Source organism: Pedobacter glucosidilyticus, assembly GCF_002483235.1.
GTDB lineage: Bacteria > Bacteroidota > Bacteroidia > Sphingobacteriales > Sphingobacteriaceae > Pseudopedobacter > Pseudopedobacter glucosidilyticum_B.
Genome location: NZ_DLHN01000038.1, coordinates 45,538 through 64,629, shown reverse-complemented (window position 1 = coordinate 64,629; position 19,092 = coordinate 45,538). Strand labels below are relative to the sequence as shown.

The window sequence follows — 19,092 nt, the reverse complement described above, 5'->3', positions numbered from 1 at the left end:
GACAAACTAGGCGGTGACAAACTAGGCGAACATAGTGAAGCTATCGCTTCAAACAGGTTATGACAGAGAAGCCACGTACCTCGCGGTGACAAACTAGGCGGTGACAAACTAAATAAACATACTGAAGCTATCTCTTCATATAAGTTATGACAGAGAAGCCACGTACCTCGCAGTGACAAACTAGACGGTGACAAACTAGGAGAACACAGCGAAGCTATCGCTTCACGTAAGGCTCTTACTCAGTATGGTAAAGAAAAGGTTGTCTCCAATCAACATTTTGTGTCAGGCGGAGCGGAGTCGAAGCCTTTTCTTTCCTTCGACTCCGCTCAGGATGACAACTCGACTCCGCTCAGGATGACAACTCGACTCCGCTCAGGATGACAGTATAGTTTCTACTGCCTAGACGTTTTTATTAAAGACCATGAAAAATTTAAATTGTTTACAATAAAATAGTCGAATTATGCTTAGGATTAAGACTATTTTTTGCACCTTTGCATCTCTCTATATCAAAAAAATAAATGGGTTTATTCAACTGGTTTACACAGGAAATAGCAATCGATTTAGGTACTGCTAATACACTAATTATACATAATGACAAAGTGGTTGTAGATGAACCATCTATAGTTGCTTTTGACAGAACTACCAATAAAGTTATCGCCATTGGCAGGCAAGCCATGCAAATGGAGGGTAAAACTCACGAAAATATCAAAACTGTTCGTCCGCTTAAAGATGGTGTAATTGCTGATTTTAACGCAGCAGAACACATGATTAGAGGTATGATTAAAATGATTAATGGTGGTAAAGGCTGGTTCTTTCCATCTTTAAGAATGGTTATCTGTATCCCTTCTGGTATTACAGAAGTTGAGAAAAGAGCCGTAAGAGACTCTGCTGAAATTGCTGGTGCTAAAGAAGTTTACCTGATACACGAGCCTATGGCTGCGGCTGTTGGGATTGGTATTGATGTAGAAGAACCTATGGGTAATATGATTATTGATATTGGTGGTGGTACTACAGAAATTGCAGTTATTGCGCTTTCTGGTATTGTCTGCGATCAATCTATCCGTACTGCTGGAGATAACTTCGATTCTGACATTGTAAATTATATCCGCAGGCAACATAACATCATGATTGGTGAGCGTACAGCCGAAAGAATTAAAATTGAAGTAGGCTCTGCCCTACCAGAGCTACAAGACCCTCCTGCAGATTTTGCTGTACAAGGTAGAGATTTAATGACGGGTGTGCCTAAACAAATTACGGTTTCTTATACAGAAATTGCACATTGTTTAGATAAATCTATCTCTAAAATAGAAGAAGCCATCTTAAAAGCTCTGGAAATTACACCTCCTGAACTTTCTGCCGACATTTACCAAACAGGTATTTATTTAACTGGTGGTGGTGCTTTATTAAGAGGTTTAGATAAACGGATCAGTTCTAAAACTAAATTACCTGTTCACGTAGCTGATGACCCTTTAAGAGCAGTAGTGAGGGGAACTGGTATATCCTTAAAAAATATCCAGAACTTTAAGTTCTTAATGCAATAGTCAAAAAAAAAGATTTCAGATTTACGATTTTAGATCAGGCATAGCAAATAAAATCGTAAATCTAAAATCAAGAATCGTAAATCAAATACAATATGCGCAATCTTTGGAGGTTTATTAGTAATTATAATGCCCTCTTTTTATTTGTCATATTCTTCCTAATTTCTATTGTTTTATTGGTTAGGAACAATGATTTTCAACGCTCCAGCACTTTAAACACATCCAACCAAATTGTCGGGAATTTTTACGAACGCTATAACAACATCAGTAAATATCTTCATCTTGAGGTTGTAAATGACAGCTTAGCCCGTGAAAATGCGCTCTTAAGAAGCAAACTACCCTCAGCTTATTTTAACGATAGCCTGGTTAGTAAAAAAATCACAGACACCATCAATAAGGTGCAATATGAGTATATCGAGGCAGAAGTTATCAATAAATCTATCACCTCCAGAAATAACTATTTAACGATTAACCGTGGCAGTAAACACGGTATCAAAAAAGGAATGGGGGTTATAGGTCCATCAGGTGTGGTAGGTATTGTGTGGAATGTTTCGGAAAACTTCTCTTCAATACAATCTATCCTTCATGAGGATACACGCATTAACTCATCTATAGAAGGTACTCCGTATTTTGGACCATTGGTATGGGATGGTGAAAACTCGCAAATCGTAACTTTAACAGATATACCTAACCAGCTAAATATCAAACCAAAAGCCAAGGTAGTAACCTCTGGTTTAGGGGTGATATTTCCTAAAGGGATTATGGTTGGTACTGTATTAAAATCTGGTGTTAAAGGTGGTGGTAGCTTTTTAGATATCAGCGTAAAGCTATCGACTAATTTTTATGCTTTGCAGCATGTGTATATTATCAAAAATAATTTTGCCGCAGAGCAGTTATTACTAGAGGCACAAAATAAAGAATTATAAATGAGCAGAATTCTGTTATTTAACGTTTTAAGGTTTATCATCTTAGTTTTTATACAGGTTTTCCTGTTAAAGAATATGGTGTTTTACAACCTTAATGTTCCTTTTTTATATATTCTTTTTATCTTATTATTACCTTTTGAAACTCCTAACATCCTGCTATTTACCCTATCTTTTTTAATGGGTTTTAGTATTGATTTGTTTAGTGATACTTTAGGCTTGCATGCTGCTGCTTGTACTGTTTTAGCTTTAATGAGGGTATTTTTCATCAGCATTACCGTACAAAAAGACAATTATGATAGCGACCCAGAGCCTACCTTAGGTATTATGGGTTTTAGATGGTTTTTCTTTTATACACTTATCCTTACCATAACTCATCACTTTTTTCTGTTTAATCTGGAGGTTTTTAAATTTGCAGAAATACTTAATACCTTCAGTAGGGTTCTGATAAGTTCAACGTTTACGGTAACGTTAATATTAATTACGGAAGCTCTTTTTTATAGAAAAAAACAGCGTAAATGAATAGTTTTTTTACTCGTAGATACATTATCCAAGGCTTATTTATTGTTACCGCTTTGGTTTTACTGGCTCGCCTGTTTTACATTCAGGTTATTGATGACCGTTATAAACTATCTGCGGATAACAATGTACTCAGAAAACTTATCATTTACCCAGCCCGAGGTATCATCTTAGACAGAAACGAGAAGGTTTTGGTTCAAAACGAACCTGTTTATGATTTAATGATTATCCCTAAACAGGTAAAACCTTTTGACACGGTAGAATTCTGCCGTTTAATTGATATAACCAAAAAGGAGTTTGATAAAAAGTATAAGAAGGCCAACAATTATTCGCCTTACCGGGCATCATTATTTGAAAAACAACTTTCTGCTAAAACTTATGCTGCTTTTCAGGAAAAGCAATTTCAGTTTCCAGGTTTTTATGTTTTAGCCCGTTCTGTACGTTATTACCCCGACTCTACCGCTGCGCAATTCTTAGGTTATATTGGCGAGGTTAACGATAAAGAAATTGAAAAATATGCTGGTTTTTATACCCAAGGGGATTATATAGGAAAATCGGGTATTGAAAAATCTTACGAAGATTTATTGAGAGGGCAAAGAGGGGTAAGAAACATCATGGTTGATGTGCATAACCGAGAGCAAGGAAGCTTTTTTGAGGGTAAATATGATACTTTGGCTGTTGCCGGAGATAAGCTGATTTCTTCTTTAGATAAAGAGCTACAATTGTATGGTGAGCAATTGATGAATAATAAAATTGGTAGCGTAGTAGCTATTGAACCTGCTACCGGCGAAATTTTAGCCTTTGTAAGCAGCCCTAAGTACGACCCTAACTTAATGGTTGGCCGCCAAAGGGGGAATAATTATATGAAGCTTCTGAAGGATCCTTTTAAACCTATGTTCATCAGGCCAACGCAGGCTGAGTATCCTCCGGGCTCTATTTTCAAAGTGGTTAATGCTTTAGTAGCCCAGCAAATGGGTGCTATTACGGCCCAAACTACTTTCCATTGCCCTGGTGGTTACCGCTATGGTAGCAGAGGTTTTATGGGCTGTACCCACGTACATGGCACCATTGCACTTGAAAAATCTATTGAGGGTTCTTGTAATACCTATTACGGTTATACCTATCAAAGGATGATTGACAAAACTGGTTTAAAGCCTTTTAAAGCCTATACCCGATGGCGTGAAGCGGTCATGAAGTTTGGGATTGGGGCTGAGCTAGGGATTGATTTACCTGCCGAAAGAGATGGCTTGATACCTACTGCAGATTATTTTACCAAAAGATGGGGCAGTAATAAATGGGGCTCGGGTTTTAATATTTCTTTATCTATTGGACAGGGCGAGCTAGGCATTACTCCATTACAAATGGCAAATGTGATGGCCATTGTTGCTAACAGAGGCTTTTATTATAAACCACACCTGATTAAAGCCATTGGCGATAAGAAAATCATCAAAGAAGAATATACCATAAAAAATAGTGCAGGTATAGATGCTAAATATTTTGAACCTGTTATTGAAGGAATGAGTAGGGTTGTAAATGCCCCCGGAGGTACGGGTTATTTTTCTAAGATTGTTGATATAGAAATTTGTGGTAAAACAGGTACGGTACAAAACCCTCATGGTGCGGATCACTCGGTATTTGTAGCATTTGCGCCACGCCAAAATCCTAAAATTGCTATTGCGGTAGTAGTAGAAAATGCTGGCTTTGGCTCTACTTGGTCGGCCCCAATTGCAAGTTTAATGATAGAGAAATACCTTAGAGACTCTATCACCAGACCAAAGTATTATACAGAAAGAATCATAAAAGCCAATTTATTACCAGGACAAAAAAGAGTGCTTAGGCCTGGTATTAAGAAAGATAGTACCACTAGTAAACCTGTTGCCAGCAATGCGATACCTGCTAGTACCCAAATAAGTAGTAAGAAAGATGAACAATAACCATAATCGTAGTTTTTTCTTTAACGTAGATAGCTTTACTATCCTACTTTTCTTGCTATTGATGGCTATTGGCTGGTTTAATATTTATGCTGCGGTATTTACGGATGAAACCGTATCTATTTTTGATATGAATACCAATTTTGGTAAACAGTTGATTTTTATTATTGTAGCTATTATTACAGGTACTGCCATACTGCTTATGGATGCCAAGTTCTTTAGCACATTCTCGCCTATATTTTATGCCATAACTATTCTTCTTTTAATTGTGGTACTTGTGATAGGAAGAAATGTTGGCGGTAACCAAGCCTGGATACCTATAGGAAGTTTCAGGCTGCAACCTTCTGAGTTTGCCAAATGGTCATCTTGTTTATTGCTGGCTAAATATTTAAGCTCAGGCAATTTTAAACTCTCTGATTTGAAAACACAGGTAGTTTGTGCCGCTATTTTGGGCTTGCCTATGTTTTTGATTATGCTACAGCCTGATACCGGATCTGCTATGGTATTTGGTTCCTTAATTTTGGTACTTTACAGAGAAGGGCTTTCTCCCTATTATCTTATTTCTGGTGTATTGATGATTATCCTTTTCATCACCACCCTACTTTTTGGGAAGTTGATGGTAAGTTTGGCTTTAATTGCCCTTACGGGATTGCTTATTTATCATTACCAAAAAAACCGGAAACTTCTGACCACTTTTATAGCAGGCTTTGCGCTCTCCATCATCTTTATGTTTAGTGTAGATTTTGTTTATAATCATGTCTTAAAATCTCACCAAAAAGGGAGGATTGATATTCTTTTAGGTATTTCTACAGATTTAAGAGGTGCAGGTTATAATGTAAACCAATCAAAAATAGCTATTGGTTCTGGAGGTTTGCTGGGTAAAGGATATTTACAAGGCACCCAAACTAAGTTTAACTTTGTACCCGAACAAAGTACCGATTTTATTTTTTGCACCGTAGGAGAAGAATGGGGCTTTGCTGGTAGCTTTACCGTTATTCTTATCTATCTGGTTTTATTGCTTAGAATAGTTGTATTGGCAGAAAGACAACGCTCCTCTTTCAACAGGATTTATGGTTACTCGGTAGCATGTATTTTATTTTGCCATTTCTTCATCAACATTGCCATGACGATTGGCTTGATGCCTGTTATCGGTATACCCTTACCCTTTTTAAGCTATGGAGGCTCGTCTTTAATTAGTTTTACGATACTCTTATTTATCCTGCTCAAGCTTGATGCAAACCGAATGGGGATTAATTCTTAAATTTTCTGTTTAAAATTTCGTAAAGACGGTCTACAACTTCTTGTTTGGCTGCCCAGTTATTTTTATCGGCATAATTTTTCATCAAGAAATTGTCTGAGGCTTCGAAATTATCAAACCTGTTTAAAATCTCTATGGCCTCGCTATAAGCCAAATTATACCCATTAAACAATTCTTTTATAAACATCATTTTATCATTTAAAGAGATAGAAGCTTTTAAGTCTGCGATAGGTCTGCTGTATGATTTAGCACCGGGCAATTCTCTATTGGCTGATAAAACTTCGTTTAATGATTTTGGCTTCTCTGCCTCTGCCTGTTTTTCTGTTGGAATAGTTTGAGTAATGGCTATGGATTGTGGCGGTGTTTGCACAGGCTCTTCTTCTAGGAGTTGTGCTGGTTTATCCTGAGTTATGATAAAAGGCTCAGCTTCTTGTTCAAGTAGGATATTTTCATCCTGCTGATCCATCTCCTGAATTTCAGTTTCTGCCATAGGCGCTAAAGCTTGTTGTTTCTCTGCCAACACACGTTGCTCTTCCGCTGTAAGCACTCTGTCAAAAACTTCTTCTACTGATAACTTTTTTTCAAAATCAAAAATCATTTCTGTAGGTTCTGGCTCATCAAAAGAAAACTTAAATTCTGGTAAAGCAGGTTCGTTTAAGGTATGTTCATCGTCAGCAATCTCTTCTTGATGAGCTTGAGGCTCTGATACAACTTCTATAACTTGATGGTGCTCTATCAAAGGAGGGGCAGCAGGTTCTTCCAAAACAGGTTTAGCTGTATGTATACTGTTGACATCTTCTTGCCAATTTTTGGTATCGTTTAGCTTTTTTAAAATTTCTATATGATCTATCAAAAAATCAGCATTAGCAGTAAATAGCTCTAATTCAAGAATATTTATTTTTTGAACTTGGCTGAGGTATTGATGTTGCTCATTTAACTCCAGAATAATATTTCCTATTTTCTTTAAAATCTCCTGCTTATTCATCATATTGATTATATTTTTTGGCTCAACGATGTTGGTAAATACTCAGTCAAAAATAACATTAAAATTCTGATATTCGTTTCACTCAACGCTTACAGAAGCAAATAATTATATTATTAAAGACAATATCTTGAAAAGAAAAAGCGAATTTGGCGGAAACATAGAAGTTATTTGTGGCTCTATGTTTTCTGGTAAAACAGAAGAGTTAATCAGAAGGTTAAGAAGAGCTGAGATTGCTAAATTGCAGGTAGAGATTTTTAAACCTAAAACCGATACCCGTTATGATGAAGTTGCTGTTGTATCTCACGATTTAAATTCTATACACTCTACCCCGGTTGAGCATTCATCAGCCATACTATTATACGGTAGTAATACCCAGGTGGTTGGTATTGATGAAGCACAGTTTTTTGATGAGGAATTACCCGATGTTTGTATTAAACTTGCGAATAAAGGTATAAGGGTGATTGTTGCTGGTTTAGACATGGATTTTACAGGCAAGCCTTTTGGGCCTATGCCCGCTTTAATGGCCATTGCCGAAGAGGTTACCAAGGTACAGGCAGTTTGTGTAAAATGTGGAGGACCAGCACTCTATAGCTATAGACTGATAGAAAACACTAATAAAGTACTTTTAGGAGAGAAAGAAAGCTACGAGCCTCGTTGCAGGGTTTGTTACCACAATTCTTAGTTTGTTAAAATTAGCTTAACAACTTCTTTGGTTTGGCGATACTGAAACTCTGCAAAATAAATTCCAGCAGATAAATCATCAAGTGTGGTAGAAAGGGTGTGCTTGCCTGCACCTAGAAGGGCAGTGCCATAAATTTGCTTGATTTTCTTTCCAGTAATATCATACAAATCAACAAATAAACTGCCTGCTTCTGGCAAAGCAACATCAAAAAAAGTATTTCCTTTTGTTGGGTTTGGATAATTTTGAGAAACCTCGAATTTCAAAACTGGCTCTGCTTCAAAAAGCTGTAAGCTTGCAAACTTTTCTTGTGCTGCATCTGCTGATAGGATGATATCATTTAAATTGTCTCCGCCTATAAAGGCAAAAGCTACTTGTATAGAATCTTTTGATGCCACATTGTAAGGGCCTACACCCATGGTATACATCACATCTAAACCGCCTAAACTTTCGCCAAGTTCTGTTTTAAATATACCACTACTTAAACTGGTAAATTTTTCTGCCCGGGTAAAAGAATCATCTTCTAAAATATCACCAACCAATTGGTAAGACATGGGGTAAAATTGTACAGATGCGTTTGTATTTAGCACTTTAACGGCTGTATAAGGATTTCCGGGGTTTACAGAATAGGTATATGCTAATGATTTATCAGGCCTGTATTTTACAATATTTTCTTCACTATTATCAATATCCCAATCACAAAATAAACCTACATACAAGCCATTTAATGGCACAATACTATTATTTTTAATCAAGTACTCTACGATAACATATTTATCATCTGGGGCATTTTTATAAGCATAATGCTTATTTATAACTTGTACATCTAAGGGACTGTTAGAGCCATAATCATTAAAAGTTGAGGCTGCAACCAGCACATTTGTATCATCAATTTCTTTTAAAGGTCTGGCGATTTTAAGAAAATCTTCCTCGGCTCTGCCAATTTGTGGAGCTCTTGCATTATTAGAAATTCTACTTGTACTATTCCCTATCATTAAGGAAGCTTCATAAAGTAAATTTTTATTCTGATACACAAACCCTAAGCCGTTTTGAGCATCCTGAGCGCTAAATCCTACCCTTCCGTTACTTGTTAATGTTGTAGCTATTTGATTTTCATTGATATTCAAATAATCAAGATTTACCCTCAATGCAAAAAACTCTTCATCCTGGTAATTTGAGGATGCGTATTGAAGTTTAAAAATTACCTCAACATTTTCTTGAGTTCTTGGGGCTAAGAATACTTTGAAAAAACCAAGTTGCTTGGTTTCATCTTGATTTAATTGCGTTAAAACTAAATTTGATGTAATAACGGTTACATCAGGATTATCTGTGCTGAGGGTTACATTTAAATTGGATACATTCCCTAAAATGCTTTTTAAATCTATAGCCAGTTCAACCGTATCTCCGCCGGCTAAAACTCCGTCAGAATTATCTTGTAAGATGATATTTTGCTTTCTGATGGCTATAGCAGGTGTACTTTCTAATGCTTTAGCAATATTTAACCTGCCTTTGCCCAGTTTATTTACAAAATTGCTATTCCCACTTAAGCTGTAAATATTATCGGTACTTAATCTTAAAATTTCTCCGATGGCAGGCCCAGATAGCTGAGGATATTTTGCAGCAACTAGAGCCGCTGCACTGGATACTAAAGGAGTAGCCATAGATGTACCTGATTTTGTTCCGTAAGTATCATTATTTAGCGTACTCCAAATATTTTGACCGGGTGCGGCAATATCTACATCAAAACCATAGCTAGAACTGCTTGATTTAATATCACTATTATTGACGTTTGCAACAGCCAAAACGCCATTATAAGCTGCTGGATAGTCTAATCCTTCTTTCGCACTATTACCTGCTGCTGCAATTACCAAACATCCGTTACTTACCGCAAAATTAATCACATCCTGTCCGTAAGCACTAAAGCCAGGCCCACCCCAAGAACAGTTGATAATTTTTACTCCTTTATTAACTGCATATAAAATGGCCTCGTAACCTCTGTATATAGCTGTAGCATTATCATCAGAACCTGCTTTTAAAATCATTAATTTGGCATCTTTAGCCAAACTAGCTATCCCAACACCATTATTAGCTACAGCAGAGGCAATGCCAGCAACATGCATTCCGTGGTCTAAACTATCAGACGGAATATCGGGATTGTTATCTGGTCTTCCGTTTGTAAAAGAAGCTCCAACAAAATCCCAACCTCTGTAATTATCAATGTAGCCATCGCCATCATCATCTATACCATTTACAGGATCATTATTGTTCAGATAAATGTTAGCGGCTAAATCTTCGTGTTCTAAGTCTGCCCCAGAATCTACAACGGCAATAATTTGCCCGTTTGCAGCATTTTGTATATTCCATGCTTCTACAGCATTTACCCGCAAAAGATGATTCTGAGTTCCTTGCTGAAAAAATGGATCATTAGGCTCAGAAGAGGTATGGTAGATATATCTTGGCTCGGCATATTCTACTTCTTCTTGTTCTAGTAAGGTGTTTATAACATTTTCTATAGACTGGCTAGAACGGTATTCTATTTCATAAACCTTATTTAAACCTGCCTTATCCAAAGCTAATTGTTTGTGGATAGGTAAGTCATAGATATGGTTTAATTTTATAACAGGTTCATGCTTTAAAAACTGAATTTTTTGTTTTCCAGAGGCGATGTTGTTTTGTACGGAGCGTGTTGCAGCAGTACTGATATTTTTGTATTTAATGATTAAGCTATTAGGGATAATATCTTTGACGGTAACACCTGGAGGCAGTTTAAACTTTTTATTTTTCAACCCATCATTAGCTAGCGTGGTAAAAACGCTAAACAGCCAGAAACACACTAATAATGAAGAGCTTATTCTCATATATCGCTAAAGGTTTTGCTAAGGTATGGATTTTAAAGAAATGTTAGCATGTAAAAACCCTATTTTTAACCGTAAAAACACCATAATGTAACAAAAGCATTATATGCTCATGACAATACCATGACGATTACAACCTAAGATAGTGTTAATTTTACACCATCGTAAAGAACGTAAGTGTTTATACGAATTTTAAAGTGTCCTATCATAAAAATTAGGTTTATAATTGGTTAGTTTAAGCTCCATTCCTCCCCGGTTTGGGGCTTAACGTTTTTATGGGCTTTTGTGTATTATCTACTTGACGATGCTCGTTGAACAATTTCTGTCTTTACTTTAATAGTTTTTATCTCTTCATGCTCTTTTTGTTTCATCACTTCGCTAAAATAAAGCTCGGCAATTTGCTCGCCCATTTCATAACTAAATTGGTTTACGGATGATAAAGAAGGCTGAACAAGTTGTGTAAACATTTCGTTTGCAAAACCTATAATGCCAACATCCTTCGGAGATGATAAATTTAATTGCTGTAAAGCCTCTAGTACCCCTAAAGAAACATAATCAGAAGTGCATAAAAAAGCATCGGGTTTTACATTAGTCTGGAGTAAATGCAGTGCTTCTTGTTTACCACTTGCCGTAGAAATAATTTCATCCTTCACAAAGTCTTCGTAAAAAGTTAATCCGAAGTCTTTGAGTGCATTTTTATACCCTTGTTTTCTTTCCTGATAAAGATTTAAATGAGCAGGACCACCAAAATAAGCTATGTTTTGGTAACCTTGTTTGGCTAAATGCGCTACTGCTTGATAAGAGGCTGCTTCATTATCATTTACAACAGTATAGCTATCTATGGCTGGCGATATTCTATCAAACTGTATGAAATGGATGTGGTTATTCTTGATTTCTTCTAGGTGTGCTGTTGATTGTGTTTCTAGCGATAAAGAGATGAGGATGCAATCTACATTTTGTCTGATTAAAGTTTGTACCGCATTCACCTCTTTTTCTAGTGATTCTTCTGTTTGACAAATAATTAAACTATGCTGATGCTGCACACAAACTTTTTCTATCCCGGCGATGATATTAGCAAAAAAAGACTCATTTATTTTAGGTACGATAACGCCAATAATACGCGTAAAACCTCGTCTTAAATTAGCAGCATTGGTATTATGCACATAATTAAGCTCTTTAGCTTTATCCTCCACCATCTTTTTTATTTTGCTACTGATGGCATGCGAATTATTCAATGCCTTCGATACAGACGATGGTGCAATGTTTAATGATTTTGCTAAATCATAAATGGTTATTCTCTTTTCTCTTTTGGCCATGGGAACGATAGCCATAAAACTACATAAAACAGTTTAAAAAAAATGAAAGAATATTTTAGAAATCGATTTCCTATAGCCTATATTTGTTGCTAACCTACTATAAGCTTTAAAAAAAATGAAATCAAACAACAAACCTTTATTTGCGGTAATCCTAATTACCTCACTATTCTTTTTATGGGGTTTTGCTTTAAACCTCAACCCTATTCTTATCCCTCACTTAAAAAAAGCTTGTCAGCTAACAGATACACAATCTGCCTTTATAGACTCTGCTTCTTATATTGCTTACTTTTTATTTGCCATACCGGCAGGTAAATTTATGAAGCGTTTTGGTTATAAAGGCGGTATCATTTTTGGATTAATGATGTTTGCCATTGGTGCATTCTTATTTTATCCGGCAGCAGAAACACGTTCTTTTGTATTCTTTTTAGCTGCTTTATTCATCATTGCTAGTGGCTTAACCTTTTTAGAAACTGCGGCCAACCCGTATATGACAGTCTTGGGCGACCCTGCCACAGGCACACAGCGACTAAACTTTGCGCAATCTTTTAATGGCTTAGCAGCTTTTTTAGCTCCGGCTATAGGTGGGCGTTTCATCCTATCAGGAAAAGAATTTAATACCGATACGCAAAGTGGATTGTCTCCTGCTGAAATAGATAGCTTTTTACAACAGGAAGCAGCATCTGTACAGTTGCCCTTTATTGTAATTGGGATAGTGGTATTGCTGGTAGCTATATTTTTGTGGAGAACCCATTTGCCAGAAATAAAAGAAGATGATTCTTTAGAAAGCAAGGGTTCTATCTTGAAAGAAAAAAACCTAATACAAGGCGTTCTGGCTCAATTCTTCTATGTTGGTGCACAAGTTTGTATCAGTAGCTTTTTTATACGTTTTTGTGGTTATGTTGTAGGTATCAATGAAGTATCGGCAGCTTATTATTTATCTGGTGCTTTATTAGGCTTTATGATTGGCAGGTTTGCTGGTACGTTCTTTATGAGGTTTATTGCTCCACCAAAATTATTGGCTGCTTATACCATTATTGTTATTTTACTTTTATTGGTAGCGGTATTTACATCGGGTATGTTTACTATTTATGCACTTACAGCGGTACAATTCTTCCTTTCTATTATGTTCCCTACCATTTTTGCTTTAAGCGTAAGAGGCTTAGGAAGTAAAACAAAAGACGGTTCATCATTGGTGATTATGTCTATTGTAGGTGGTGCAGTTTTCCCGGTGATTATGGGTGCAGTATCAGACATCAGCAATATACAAATAGCTTATATTGTACCTGCTATTTGCTTATTCATGGTTTTATATTTTGCCATTAAAAACATCAAGATAGAAAACTTAAAACTTACAGCAGCTCATTAATTTTTTATGGATAGTAGCAAAGGACTTCAAATACCAAAAGTAATTTTTGGAACCAGCAGCCTGGGTAATTTATTTACGGCTTTAGATGATGATACCAAACTAGAAATTGTTAAACAATGCTTTCTACATTCTGATAAGCCCGTGGTGTTTGATAGTGCCGGTAAATATGGTGCTGGATTGGCTTTAGAAGCTCTAGGCAATTGCCTGAAGAAACTAAACGTTAAACCAGAAGAAGTGATGATTAGCAATAAACTGGGTTGGCTACGTACTGAGCTTAAAACTGCTGAACCTACTTTTGAGCCTTATGTTTGGAAAAACCTTAAAAACGATGCGGTACAAAAAATAAGCTACGATGGTATTTTAGAGTGCTTTGAGCAAGGCAACCAGCTATTGGGGGCTTATATCCCGCAGATGGTCTCTGTACATGACCCAGATGAGTATTTAATTTCAGCAAGCTCGGCAGAAGACCGTTTAAAAAGGTATCAAAACATTTTGGATGCTTACAAAGCCTTGTTTGATTTGAAAAGCCAGGGTAAAGTTAAAGCTATTGGTATAGGTGCTAAAGATTGGAAGATTATTAAAGAGCTTAGCGCCGATTTAGATTTTGACTGGGTGATGATAGCTAACAGCATGACAGTTTATAGTCACCCGAAAGAGTTACTAGATTTTATGACCGCTTTAAGCCAAAAAGGTGTAAGCATCATCAATTCGGCAGTATTTAATGCTGGCTTTTTAACAGGTGGAGATTTTTACAATTACGTTCCTGTAAGTAGAGATAAGCCTCAATATCAAGAGTTATTTAAATGGAGAGATCAGTTTTATAAAATCTGTGCCAACTTTGATGTTAAACCCGCAAGTGCTTGTGTACAGTTTGGTTTATTGGCACCCGGTGTAAAAAGTATAGCACTTAATACCAGTAATCCTAAGCGTGTTGAAGGTAATATAGCCATGGCAAATGATTACATTTGTGACGCTTTTTGGCAAAAACTTGAAGAAGAAAATTTAATCACCTTTAAACCTTAACTTAAGCATTTAGTACAATTATGAAAATAGATGCACATCAACATTTCTGGGTTTACGACCCTATAAAATACGATTGGATTTCTGATGATATGTCTATCATCAGGCAAAATCATTTACCTGAAGATTTACATCCTATTTTAAAAGAAAACGGTTTAGATGGTTGTATTACGGTACAAGCTCATCAATCAGAAGAAGAAAATGATTTCCAGCTCGCTAACGCTTCTAAAAATGATTTCATCAAAGGTGTAGTAGGTTGGGTTGATTTACAAGCTGACAATATAGAAGAACGTTTGGCTTATTACCAGCAGTTTCCAATTATGAAAGGTTTCCGCCATGTTTTACAAGGCGAACAAGATAGAGCATTGATGTTAAAAAAATCGTTCATGAATGGCATTTCTAAGCTTCAGCAATTTGGTTTTACTTATGATATCCTGATTTTTGAAGACCAAATTAACTTCTCCAGCACTTTGGTTGAGGCTTTTCCAAATCAGCCTTTCGTATTAGACCATATCGCTAAACCGGATATTAAACATCAAAAAATTACGGACTGGGAAAAAGCTATCAAAAAACTAGCTCAGTATGAAAATGTATCCTGCAAAGTATCGGGTATGGTTACAGAAGCCGATTGGAAGCATTGGAAACAAGAAGATTTTGAGCCTTATCTGGATATTGTTTTTAACGCCTTTGGTACAGATAGGCTGATGTATGGTAGCGATTGGCCGGTTTGCCGCGTTGCTGCTGATTATAAGCAGGTTTTAGATATTTTTAAAACTTACATACAATCTTTATCCAGCACAGAGCAAAGCAAGGTGATGGGAGAAAATGCTGCCCAATTTTATAACATATAACAGAAATTATTAATGAAAGTATTAGCATGCCAGGAACCGGGGAAATTTGTTTATAAAACAGCCGCAGAACCTGTTTTAGAAAAAGGAAAAGCCATTATTAAGATAAAAAGAATAGGCATTTGTGGTACAGATTTACATGCTTTTGAAGGTACGCAACCTTTCTTTAGCTACCCTAGGATATTGGGTCATGAGCTGGCTGGCGAACTTATAGCCGTGGATGGTGCACCTGATTTTAAAGTTGGAGAGTCGGTAAGTTTCATCCCTTATTTTAACTGTGGCAAATGTGTGGCTTGTAGAAATCAGAAGCCTAATTGTTGTGCCGCTATACAAGTTTTTGGTGTTCATATTGATGGTGGTATGGCAGAATATGTATCGGTACCCTCTTATGCCTTATTGCATGGCAATCAATTAAGTTTTGATGCTTTGGCGTTGGTAGAACCTTTGGCTATTGGTGCACATGGCGTAAGAAGAGCACAAGTTACACCTGGCGAATTTGTTTTGGTAATTGGTGCCGGACCTATTGGTTTAGGTACGATGGAGTTTGCTCGAATAGCCGGGGCAAAAGTAATTGCTTTAGATATTAATGAAAACCGACTTGCTTTTTGTAAAGAGCGCTTAAAAGTTGACTATACTATTCATGCTTTGCAAGCAGATGTTAACGAAGAACTAAAAACTATTACACAGGGAGATATGCCAACCGTAGTTATTGACGCTACCGGGAACTTAAAGGCTATCAACAATGCTTTCCAATATATGGCGCATGGAGCAAGATTTGTTTTGATAGGCTTACAAAAAGGAGATATCAGCTTTAATCATCCAGAGTTTCATAAAAGAGAGGCTACTTTAATGAGTAGTAGGAATGCCACCCGTGAGGATTTTGAACATGTGATAAAAGCTATGGAAAACAATGAAGTTGACCCTACAACTTATATTACACACCGTGTAAAGTTTGATGAGGTTAAAGATCAATTTCATACCTGGCTAAATCCAGAAAATGGCGTTATTAAAGCTGTAGTAGATTTGGATTAAAATACAAACAGGCGTTTTTGAAAAACATTGTATATCAAATTGAGCGAGGTTTACTGTACTCTGATATACTCAGAAAAAACCCAGGCACCCCTGGCTAGCTAATAGACAGGGGCCTCAGCCTGACAAAAAATGGTGATTTAACAATCTCTTATTTTTTATGCTATTTCAGGAGCATATTCTGCCATTTATAATCTATCCCATTCAGATGTATCATGAAAACTTATCTCTGGAAACTGTTTTGCTGTATATTCTAAATCCCATTGTGAGGAAGAAAAGAAAACGGGTCTGCTTTCTTTATCGTAACCTATACGAGAGGCTTGGGCTTTTAAGAACTGTTGCATAGCTGCCGGTGTAGTTGCAGACACCCAACTTGATTTAGAAAAATTTAAGGGTCTGAAAATACACGAAGCTCCGTATTCTTGTTTCAATCTAAATTGAATCACCTCAAACTGTAACTCTCCTACAGTACCAATAATTTTTCTGTTTCCAGGATTTACGGTAAACAATTGTGCTACTCCTTCATCACTCAACTGGTTAATACCCTTTTCTAACTGTTTCGTCTTCATAGGGTCGGTATTTTCCAATTCTCTAAATATTTCTGGCGAAAAACTAGGTATCCCCAAAAATTGCAGCTTTTCTCCTTCTGTAAGCGTATCTCCAATTTTAAAGTTTCCGGCATCGTATAAACCTATAACATCTCCGGGATAAGCTTCTTCTACTAAACTTTTATTATCTGCCATGAAACTGGTTGGAGAGGCAAATTTTAATTTCTTATCTAATCGGGTATGGTAATAAAAAGTATTTCTTAAGAAAGTGCCCGAGGTAATTCTGCAAAATGCTATCCTATCGCGGTGGTTGGGATCTAAGTTGGCATGTATTTTAAATACAAAACCTGTAAACTTAGTTTCCGTAGGCGTTATTGACCTTAGGTTAGCTTCGCGTCCTTGTGGCGTAGGGGCAATTTCAATAAAAGTATCTAAGAGCTCCTGTACACCAAAATTATTGATTGCACTACCAAAGAAAACAGGAGCTAAATAGCCCGAACGGTATAAGCCTAAATCAAATGGTTCTGCTACTTCTTCAATTAACTCTGCTTCTTCCCTTAATTTATTTGCAGCATTTTGCCCCAACATTTGGTCTAATTCTGGCTGGTTTAAATCGTTTATGGCGATAACATCGTCTGCAATTTCCTTTTTATTAGGGCTATAAAGGTTTAAAGATTTTTTGTGAAGTTGATAAACTCCTTTAAAAGTATGTCCGATTCCAATTGGCCAGCTTAATGGTCTTGTAGAGATATTCAGCTCTTTTTCTAATTCTTCCAGCAAATCAAAAGGGTCTTTACCCTCTCTATCCATTTTGTTGATGAAAATGATAACAGGTGTATGCCTCATTCTGCAAACCTGCATCAATTTACGTGTCTGCTCCTCAACCCCTTTAACACAGTCTACCACTAGGATTACCGAGTCGACCGCTGTTAAGGTACGATAAGTATCTTCAGCGAAATCTTTGTGACCTGGGGTATCTAAGATGTTGATTTTAATATCTTTGTATTCAAACCCCATCACGGAAGTAGCCACCGAAATACCACGTTGCTTTTCTATCTCCATAAAATCGGAGGTAGCGGTTTTTTCGGCTTTGTTACGTTTTACAGTTCCTGCCTTTTGTATAGCACCTCCAAATAAAAGGAGTTTTTCTGTTAGTGTAGTTTTACCGGCATCGGGGTGACTGATAATTCCGAAGGTTCTTCTTTTATTGATTTCTTTTTCTAACATTTTGATGAGGTACTTTAAACAGGGCGCAAAAATAAGCAATTTATCGGATGCTGAGGTAGATTGTATTAAAACATAATTTTGGATTAAGTTAAGATCTAATGCCTGCCTACTTTAGGTAAGCATTCCAATAAATTAATATAAAATAATGCGTTTAGATGGTTTTTAGCGCCTCTATTGCCAGCGAGGCTTGTTCCTTTTGTGAGACCAGAAGGAATCAAAGGAATCTTCAATGAATTTATGAATACCCCTAAAATTAATAAAAACTAATAAATAAAGTTCTAAATTGTTGCTCATGTGTTTCGGTTAGCTTGTTTTTGGTGAATCAAAAAAAGCAAAATTCATGTTTCACTTTAGAACAACTTTAGTAGCTTTGTAATGTGAGTAAAAATCAGAAGCACAGAAAGATAATATTTTATAAGAACTACTTTCAAGACTTCTTTATTAAACAAAATAAAAAAGTAAAAGCAAAAATTGTTTGGACTTTCTAATTGTTTGAAGACTTACAAAGAGTTCCAGAAACTTATCTTAAACATATTGAAAATACTGATGGACTTTATGAAATACGGGTTCAACTAGGTAGCGATATTTTTAGAATTTTTTGCTTTTTTGATGAAGGAAAACTGGTTGTTTTAGCTAACGGTTTCCAAAAGAAAACGCAAAAGACTCCAAAGAAAGAAATAGAAATAGCACTTAAAATAAAAGCAGAATATGAAAGCGAAAAATAAAAGCTTAATGACTCTTGAAGAGTTCAAAGAAAAAAACTACGGGAAACGTGGGACAAAAGAGCGTGATGAACTTGAGGCAGGTTATGAAGTATTTAAAATCGGTGCTTTGATTCATGATACAAGAATAGAATTGGGAATGACGCAAGAGCAACTTGCCGAAAAAGTGGGAACAAGCAAATCTTATATTTCAAAAATTGAGAACAACATCAAAGAAGCTCGTATTTCTACGCTTCAAAAAATTATTGAACTTGGTTTTGGTGGGCGACTTGAACTGAATGTGAAAATTTAGTAGAAATGATTAGCTTCTAAATCAATCTTAACACAA

Annotated in this window: 16 protein-coding genes; 12 read left to right on the top strand and 4 right to left on the bottom strand. The window is 36.3% G+C overall.

All coding sequences use genetic code 11. The annotated features are described in order from the left end of the window. Positions 1-518 precede the first annotated feature (518 nt). The 5 genes from B2745_RS16275 to rodA all read left to right on the top strand — a co-directional run bounded on the left by B2745_RS16275 (position 519) and on the right by rodA (position 6,172). Positions 519-1,541: a rod shape-determining protein gene (locus B2745_RS16275; protein ID WP_026904572.1), complete on the top strand. Its 1,023-nt coding sequence runs from the start codon at positions 519-521 to the stop codon at positions 1,539-1,541. 92 nt (positions 1,542-1,633) lie between these two features. Continuing rightward, positions 1,634-2,464, top strand: coding sequence for a rod shape-determining protein MreC (gene mreC / locus B2745_RS16270; protein WP_304068872.1), 831 nt, complete (start codon positions 1,634-1,636; stop codon positions 2,462-2,464). Further along, positions 2,465-2,983 carry a rod shape-determining protein MreD gene (locus B2745_RS16265; RefSeq protein WP_304068870.1) on the top strand — a complete coding sequence of 173 codons (519 nt, stop codon included), beginning with the start codon at positions 2,465-2,467 and terminating at the stop codon, positions 2,981-2,983. Beyond that, positions 2,980-4,914: a penicillin-binding protein 2 gene (gene mrdA / locus B2745_RS16260; RefSeq protein WP_304068868.1), complete on the top strand. Its 1,935-nt coding sequence runs from the start codon at positions 2,980-2,982 to the stop codon at positions 4,912-4,914. Before B2745_RS16265 ends, mrdA begins: the two co-directional genes overlap by 4 nt. Then, positions 4,904-6,172: a rod shape-determining protein RodA gene (gene rodA, locus B2745_RS16255; RefSeq protein ID WP_304068866.1), complete on the top strand. Its 1,269-nt coding sequence runs from the start codon at positions 4,904-4,906 to the stop codon at positions 6,170-6,172. Before mrdA ends, rodA begins: the two co-directional genes overlap by 11 nt. Here rodA and B2745_RS16250 read toward each other — a convergent pair. After that, the gene (locus tag B2745_RS16250; protein WP_304068864.1) at positions 6,162-7,157 is read right to left on the bottom strand and encodes a hypothetical protein; all 996 of its coding nucleotides are present in this window, start codon (positions 7,155-7,157) and stop codon (positions 6,162-6,164) included. The two genes, rodA and B2745_RS16250, sit on opposite strands and share 11 nt — an antisense overlap. A 124-nt stretch (positions 7,158-7,281) precedes the next feature. On the opposite strand from B2745_RS16250, the gene B2745_RS16245 reads away from it, so the two are divergent. Continuing rightward, the gene (locus B2745_RS16245) at positions 7,282-7,836 is read left to right on the top strand and encodes a thymidine kinase (protein WP_304068862.1); all 555 of its coding nucleotides are present in this window, start codon (positions 7,282-7,284) and stop codon (positions 7,834-7,836) included. Here B2745_RS16245 and B2745_RS16240 read toward each other — a convergent pair. Together B2745_RS16240 and B2745_RS16235 are read right to left on the bottom strand one after the other, a co-directional pair. Next, entirely contained in the window at positions 7,833-10,691 is a 2,859-nt protein-coding gene (locus tag B2745_RS16240; RefSeq protein WP_304068860.1) for a S8 family serine peptidase, read from the bottom strand. The two genes, B2745_RS16245 and B2745_RS16240, sit on opposite strands and share 4 nt — an antisense overlap. Before the next feature lie 287 nt (positions 10,692-10,978). Then, the gene (locus B2745_RS16235; RefSeq protein WP_304068858.1) at positions 10,979-12,019 is read right to left on the bottom strand and encodes a LacI family DNA-binding transcriptional regulator; all 1,041 of its coding nucleotides are present in this window, start codon (positions 12,017-12,019) and stop codon (positions 10,979-10,981) included. Between the two features lie 100 nt (positions 12,020-12,119). On the opposite strand from B2745_RS16235, the gene fucP reads away from it, so the two are divergent. From fucP to B2745_RS16215, 4 genes are read left to right on the top strand one after another with little or no spacing between them, the layout of a single operon-like run. Further along, complete coding sequence (fucP, locus tag B2745_RS16230; RefSeq protein ID WP_304068857.1) at positions 12,120-13,370, top strand: L-fucose:H+ symporter permease; 1,251 nt, start codon at positions 12,120-12,122, stop codon at positions 13,368-13,370. Positions 13,371-13,376: 6 nt separating this feature from the next. Then, on the top strand, positions 13,377-14,393 hold the full coding sequence (locus tag B2745_RS16225; protein ID WP_304068856.1) for an aldo/keto reductase: 1,017 nt from the start codon (positions 13,377-13,379) through the stop codon (positions 14,391-14,393). Positions 14,394-14,413: 20 nt separating this feature from the next. Further along, complete coding sequence (locus B2745_RS16220; protein WP_304068855.1) at positions 14,414-15,241, top strand: amidohydrolase family protein; 828 nt, start codon at positions 14,414-14,416, stop codon at positions 15,239-15,241. Between the two features lie 12 nt (positions 15,242-15,253). Beyond that, the gene (locus tag B2745_RS16215) at positions 15,254-16,270 is read left to right on the top strand and encodes a zinc-binding alcohol dehydrogenase family protein (protein ID WP_304068853.1); all 1,017 of its coding nucleotides are present in this window, start codon (positions 15,254-15,256) and stop codon (positions 16,268-16,270) included. 185 nt (positions 16,271-16,455) lie between these two features. On the opposite strand, the gene B2745_RS16210 is transcribed toward B2745_RS16215, so the two are convergent. Then, complete coding sequence (locus B2745_RS16210) at positions 16,456-18,042, bottom strand: peptide chain release factor 3 (protein ID WP_304068852.1); 1,587 nt, start codon at positions 18,040-18,042, stop codon at positions 16,456-16,458. A gap of 488 nt (positions 18,043-18,530) precedes the next feature. Here B2745_RS16210 and B2745_RS16205 point away from each other — a divergent pair, with 488 nt between their 5' ends. Together B2745_RS16205 and B2745_RS16200 are read left to right on the top strand one after the other, a co-directional pair. Beyond that, on the top strand, positions 18,531-18,767 hold the full coding sequence (locus B2745_RS16205; RefSeq protein WP_304068850.1) for a type II toxin-antitoxin system RelE/ParE family toxin: 237 nt from the start codon (positions 18,531-18,533) through the stop codon (positions 18,765-18,767). Further along, positions 18,751-19,056: a helix-turn-helix domain-containing protein gene (locus B2745_RS16200; RefSeq protein ID WP_304068848.1), complete on the top strand. Its 306-nt coding sequence runs from the start codon at positions 18,751-18,753 to the stop codon at positions 19,054-19,056. Before B2745_RS16205 ends, B2745_RS16200 begins: the two co-directional genes overlap by 17 nt. Positions 19,057-19,092: the final 36 nt, after the last annotated feature.